The sequence below is a fragment of the Pseudonocardia sp. genome (assembly GCF_029263155.1).
Taxonomy (GTDB): Bacteria; Actinomycetota; Actinomycetes; order Mycobacteriales; family Pseudonocardiaceae; genus Pseudonocardia.
Map to the genome: position 1 here is coordinate 1 of NZ_JAJCYB010000054.1, position 5,839 is coordinate 5,839.

The following is a 5,839-nucleotide window of genomic DNA, read 5'->3' on the forward strand; positions in this document are numbered from 1 at the left end:
CGACCGGGAAGGGCCGGGCTCGGTGGGCGATGCGCTGGAAGCCGGCGTTGAACGCCTTCGCGATCAGCTTCGCCGGACGTATCGTTCCCAGCAACGGAAGCTAGCCATCATGACCGGTTACACCGTTCTTCTGACACTCCCGAGCACTACGACGCTACGTTGGAGGAACTCTGAGGCGGGGTGGCGGCGGCGGGAGCTCGGCACTCGGGCTGGTCGCACCGCGCCCAGGAAGTGGTCCTCCGGTTGGGTGTGTGCGCTCGCCAGATCTCGTCCATGTCAAGGTTGGCGAGGGTGTCACGCATCAGCGTGAAGGCGTTGTCGGAGAAGTATCGCGTCTTGACGGCGCCGAGCTGGAACAGGTGGCTGCAGGTGTCATCGTCGTCGATCATCAGGTGCCGTCGGAGCGCGACGCAGCGCGGACCTGTGAGCTTTAGTGAGTCTGCGAGCGCTTGCGCGGACCGATGGTACTTGCTCTGCAGGTCGACAAGGCGGATGGCGGCGGCCGGCACGGACTCGTCGGCGACGTAGCGGACGGGGGCCCCCTGCTTCTTGCTGAAGTGGACGGTCACCATGATGCCTTCGCCGTCGATGGTGGTCTCGATCTCGTCCAGGCGAGGGAACACCTGGTCGCGCGGGCTCTGGTCGCGGACGGCGCGTTCGACCCGGGTGACGTCGGTGTCGGAGACGCCCGCATCGGGATCGACGTGCGCCTCCATGGCGAGCAGGGTGCGCAGCCGCGCCCGGGCCTCGTGGCCGGCGCGGCGGCCGGGCCGGAGCAGGGCTGTGATCTGGGCGTACTCATCGTCGAGAATGAGGGCAAGGTCTCGAGGCGGGTCGATCGACAGTGGCAGCACACGGTCGGGCAGTCGATTGGCCAGGTGCTCGCCGAACACGCGGTCGAGCAGCTCGTCGAACAGTGTGACACCGGCACGTGCGTGCAGGTAGAGGATCTGCTCGGAAACGATGTTGAACCAGTGCTGCTCGTCGTCGCGCATGGCGTTGATCGCTCGAAGCGTGCCCGCGTCGGTGTCCTCGAGCTTGATCACGCTGTTCTCGGCGGCGTAGGTTAGACACTTCTTGAACCCGATCGAGCGGCCGGTGACGGGGTCGAGGACCCGCTTATCGCGGGTCTGCACCAGTGCCGCCTTGAGCAGCATCTCGAAGGCGTGCTGCAGGTGCAGCAACACCCGGGTGTGCCGTCCTGCGTCGTGGGGGGAGTTGAACGCCTCGACCATGAAGACGAAGGAGTCCATCGCCTTCTGCTTGAGCACTCGGCTCTCTTGCTTGAGCTTCATCGCCCTCCTCACCAGTCGAAAGAACCATTCTCGCAGCACCGGCCACCGCGTTGGGCCGACGTCATGATCATCTCGACGGCTTCCGCCCGATCCTCGTCCCCCCGCATTGCCCGAGCTACGCCGGGCTCGGGCGCGTCGAGCGCCGCTACGCCGGTTCCTCAGCGGGGTGACAGGCAGTCACCTCTGCCGCTGGCCGCCCCAGCACCCCACGGACGGGATGCCGCTTTACGGCCAGCAAGTGCCGTTCGCAGGACGGCGGCGGGGCGGCCGGCACCGGCACCTCGGCGGGTGGGTGGCTCAGAACCCCATTCGGTAACCGATCCACGGGCGACGTCGGCACCGACATGGGCGGCGTCGGCGGCGGGGCCGCCCTTTCGATCATCGCCATCTGCGCGCCGTAACGAACCCGCGCGTGTTCGGGTCGGCCGGCCACTGCCGGGCACGCTGCTCGGGCGTGCCCACCTGATCCGGACGCCGGTCCGCCGCGCCCGGCTCGACGGCCGGGGCCGGCTCCTCGTCCCACACCTGCGGGTCGCCGGGACGGTCGACCGCGCCGGTCTCGGGGCTCATCCGCAGGCCGGCCGGGATGTGCCCGGACCGGGGCCTGCCGGCCGACGTCCGAGTGTCCACGCCGCACCACTCTGCGAACTCGAAGACGTCGAAGTTGGGATCGAGGTGGCCGAGCACCTGCGCGGCCACCCACATCACGTTCGTGCGCACGTTGTCCGTCTCGGACCCGGTGAGCTGCTGGGGCGTTGCGCGGTGGCCGTCGTGATCGCGCTGGTGGCCAGCACGGTCGAGACGGAAAGGGGCGTCCGACCAGCCGTGGTAGTTGATCTCCGCGCCGACTCGCGGGCAAGGCGACTCAGGGCCACGTGTTCCTCCGAATGGATCTTGCGTGGTAGACGCCCCCCGACGGGGCGGCCGCTCGGTCGCCGCCGCCGGCTACAGCCGGCCCCAACCCGGTGGTCGGCGGTCGGCGCGTCCGCACCCGCCCGGTGCGCATTGGGTACTTCGTCTCGATCACCGGCGTCCCGTCGGACTTCAGGTTGTAGACGATCTCCCTGCGCAGCGCGCGTCCGCGTACTCGCCCTCAGCGGCGACCCCGTCGGCCTCCGCCAGCTCCTCCGGCCAGATGATCGCCACAGGCTCAGTTCACGTTGACGCCGTAGTCGCGGGCGAGGCCGGCGAGGCCGTCGCCGTATCCCTGGCCGACGGCTCGTAGTCGCCAGGAGCCCTGACGTCGGTAGATCTCCGCGCAGATGAGCGCAGGCATCTTCGTCGTGTCGGCCGGTCGGAACGTCAGCTGGCTCGTCTCGGCGGCCGGATCCAGGACCAGCAGAGCCGTCCGGGCGACGTCAACGGTCGAGTCTGCGCCGCTCGCAACGACGACGAGGCGTTCGCAGTGCTCGGGCAACAGCGACAGATCGATCGTGGCTCCGTCTGGGTTGTCCCCTCCGCGAAGCCCGATCGCGCCGTCGGCCGCGGTCGGGTTGTTGAAGAAGATGAAGTCGTCGTCCCCGGCGACACGGCCATCAGGACCGAGGATCAGCACCGACAGGTCCGCCGGCGAAGTCCACGCTTCAGGGAGGCTGATGTCGATCACCGGGCCGGTCAGCACGACGTTCTGACCTGCTGTCAGATCCTGCTCCGCGCTGGAACGCGGGGATTCCGGCCGGCCTGGGGCGGGCGTGGGCCCTCGACGTTCGTTGGATCCCGGGGCTCGGGGCGGCGGCGCCGACGGTCCGATCTGCTCGGTCTCGGAGGAGAACCGCAGATCGATCGTGTCGAAACGCACCATCGGCTCGACCGGGACGAGACCGGCGGGGTCCCTGCTGACCCGGGCCTCGAGATGCCGCAGGCAGGCCGCCGGATCCACCTGGCGCAGGTCGAGCTCCCTGAAGCGCGACCGGGTCGTCCCGAGCGCGACCAGGCACGGCCGGACCGACCGCCCGGTGCCCGGATCCGTGGCCGTGACGTGCGCGTTCAGCACGACGGAGGCGACGCGTCCGGCCCGGTCGGACTCCAGGACCTCGTGCACCACCCGGAGCGAAGTCTGAGCAACGACCGAGGTGTAGAGAGCGCGGATCTGCGCCTGGGACCGGGCAACCGGAGTCACGGTGTCGCTGCTCTTGACGTAGCGGTAGGCCTTCGCCGCCGGGACCACCTCGCGGGCGGGGAGCTCGTACTCCACGACGAGCTGGCGGGTCTCGGGTGTGTACGCCAGGCGCCAGGCGTGCGGGAAGCCCTCCGGATAGATCGCCGCTTCCAACACCAGGTCGAGGTACCCGACGACAGCCTCGGGCAGGCCGGCGGCAAGACCGCGCTGCAACTGCGTGACCTGCTCGATCTGCTCGCGGTGCTCATCGGTCAGGCGCGCGACCTCGGCGTCGTGTCGACGCCGGGCCGCCTCGAACTCCCTACCGTGCGCCTGCGCCTGCACCTGATGCGCTGCGGCGGCCCGCTCGAAGGCTGCGTGCGCCTGCTGCACGCGGTCCTGATGGCGCGCCGCTCCGCCGAACGCCCGCCCCAGACCGGACGGCGCGTCGGGCAGGAACTCCTCCAGCCGCGGCGCCGGGCGCACCGCACCAGCGACGCTCGGGTCGAACTGTGGCAGCACCACTGGCTGCTTGAGTGTCTCCAGGTCCAGGAAGTCGTCGACGTCCAGAGTTGACGCGAGCACTGCGTCCAGCGCGGCGACTTCGGCGTCGAGCTCGCCGTTGTCCTCCGCGACTTCTTCGGCCCGCGACAGGGCGTACTGGCGGGCTCGTTCCTTCTGGTCGGCCACTCGCTCTCGCGCCCGGGCGGCCTGCGATCGCTGCGCGTCGCGTGCCCGGCGTGCCGCATCGCGCTCGCGTACCGCTCGTGCGCGCTCGGCCTCGCGCTGCATGCGCGCGATGCTCGCGACCAGTCCCCGCCGTCGTGCCATGACGATTGCCCTCTCGTGACTTGCCCGTTCTGATTCCCACCATGGAGGCGCACCCCCCGTCGAAGAGTTGGGGCACCCTTTCCTGCCTATTGCCGACGCAGCTGGACTCCGGCACGCCCGGATCCGGCCGCCGCGCGGTCCGGTGACGCCCCGTCCCGGCTCTGCCGCCATTCCAGCGCCTCGGCGGTGTCCTTGTACTCGAGGAGGTGATCGCGCCCGATCTCGATCAGGACTTCACGGACCGCGGCGGGCGAGACGTAGAAGAATTCACGTCGCAGGTTGACCCGGTTGACGCGTTGCGCGTCGAACGCCCTGTGCAGGGCCGCCTCCAGGCCGAGCGCATCCTTGCTGAAGATCAGAGCGTGGACGTCGAACCGGAACGGGACGCTGGCGTTGCCCAGCTCCCTGACCCGGTCCATCGGGTCAAAGCGGCGCGTCATCCCGATCTTGACCATGACCTCGCCGAACGCGCCCGGGTTGGAGATGACGTAGACGAAACCGGCGCGGGTGTTGGCCTCACGCTCCCGAACCCCGGCCAAACTGTCGTCGATCTCCCGGATCTGCTGACGGACCTGCTCCTGGGCCTCCACGTCGTCGCCCTCGATCAACCGGGCCAGCGCGGTCTCGTAGTGCGACCGCTCCTTGAGCAGCTTCGCCTCCTCGCGCTGCAGCTCGGCGAGCGCCTTCGCCTCCTCGCGCAGCCGCTCGCGCTCGGCCCGGGTCTCCTCCTTCTCCTGCGCAGCCTTGGCCAGGAAGTCCGTCGCCAGGCGCAGCTCCCGCACCCGCATCTCGTGGTAGTCGTCGTCGATGGTGATCCCCATCGACGCCCCGAGCTTCAAGATCGCATCACGCGTGCGGTCCAGCCGCTTGATGCCCGCCTCGATGCTGTGCGGCCGCACCGTGCGGACGCAGTTGTCCGCCTCCACGTTGTAGGCGCGAAGCATCAGCGCGCCGAAATCGCAGACCAGCGCGGCACCCTCCTTCACCGAGCCGTTGACCATCCAGCCCGGCCGGCTCCGCACAGCCACCTTGTCCCGGATCGCCGCCTTGATCTTTCCGCGCAGTGCTTCCAGCCGCTCGCGGTAAGCCACCGCGTCATCCAGCGGGTGGCTGAACTGGTAGTAGCCGACCTCCTGGAGCAGGGCGAGCTCGTCGGTCTGCACCAGCTCGGCGCGGGCGTCCCGGACGCGCTTGGTGAGCGAGAACAACTCGGCGGACAGCGCCGCACGCTGCGCAGTGAGACGACCCAGGTCGCCGGCCAGGGCAGCTCTGTCCGCTGACACCTGCTGATCGTCTCCGGCCACGCGCCGAGCGTCGGGCTCCCGCTGCGTTCCGGCCCCCTGCGGCGAAGCCGTTTCGTCGTCTCCCGGGTCGTCATCTACCGCAATGCCGTAGTCGGTGGCGAGACCGGCCAGCCCGGAGTCCCACCCCTGACCGACCGCCCGCACCTTCCACAATCCAGCGCGCCGGTACACCCGCGTTCCGCGTAATTCGGCCGGTCTGGAGATCCTGGGCGGGTGAGGCTGCAGGTCAGGGCGGTGCGGGTGGCTGTCGAACCGAGAAACGCCTAGAGAAACGCCTGGCTGGGTAGCTGCTGCTGGGCGAGCCGTGATGG

The 5,839-nt window shown here is 69.5% G+C and carries 4 protein-coding genes; all 4 read right to left on the bottom strand.

Features of this window, described 5'->3' with window-relative positions; genetic code table 11:
• Positions 1–146: 146 nt before the first annotated feature.
• On the bottom strand, positions 147–1,295 hold the full coding sequence (locus tag Q1K26_RS10680) for a DUF3644 domain-containing protein (protein WP_300009895.1): 1,149 nt from the start codon (positions 1,293–1,295) through the stop codon (positions 147–149).
• Positions 1,296–1,673: 378 nt separating this feature from the next.
• Positions 1,674–2,015 carry a hypothetical protein gene (locus Q1K26_RS10685; RefSeq protein ID WP_300009898.1) on the bottom strand — a complete coding sequence of 114 codons (342 nt, stop codon included), beginning with the start codon at positions 2,013–2,015 and terminating at the stop codon, positions 1,674–1,676.
• A 430-nt stretch (positions 2,016–2,445) separates the two neighbouring features.
• Positions 2,446–4,185, bottom strand: a complete 1,740-nt coding sequence (locus Q1K26_RS10690; RefSeq protein WP_300009901.1) for a TerD family protein — start codon at positions 4,183–4,185, stop codon at positions 2,446–2,448.
• A 125-nt stretch (positions 4,186–4,310) separates the two neighbouring features.
• Positions 4,311–5,699, bottom strand: a complete 1,389-nt coding sequence (locus Q1K26_RS10695; protein ID WP_300009904.1) for a DUF4041 domain-containing protein — start codon at positions 5,697–5,699, stop codon at positions 4,311–4,313.
• Positions 5,700–5,839: the final 140 nt, after the last annotated feature.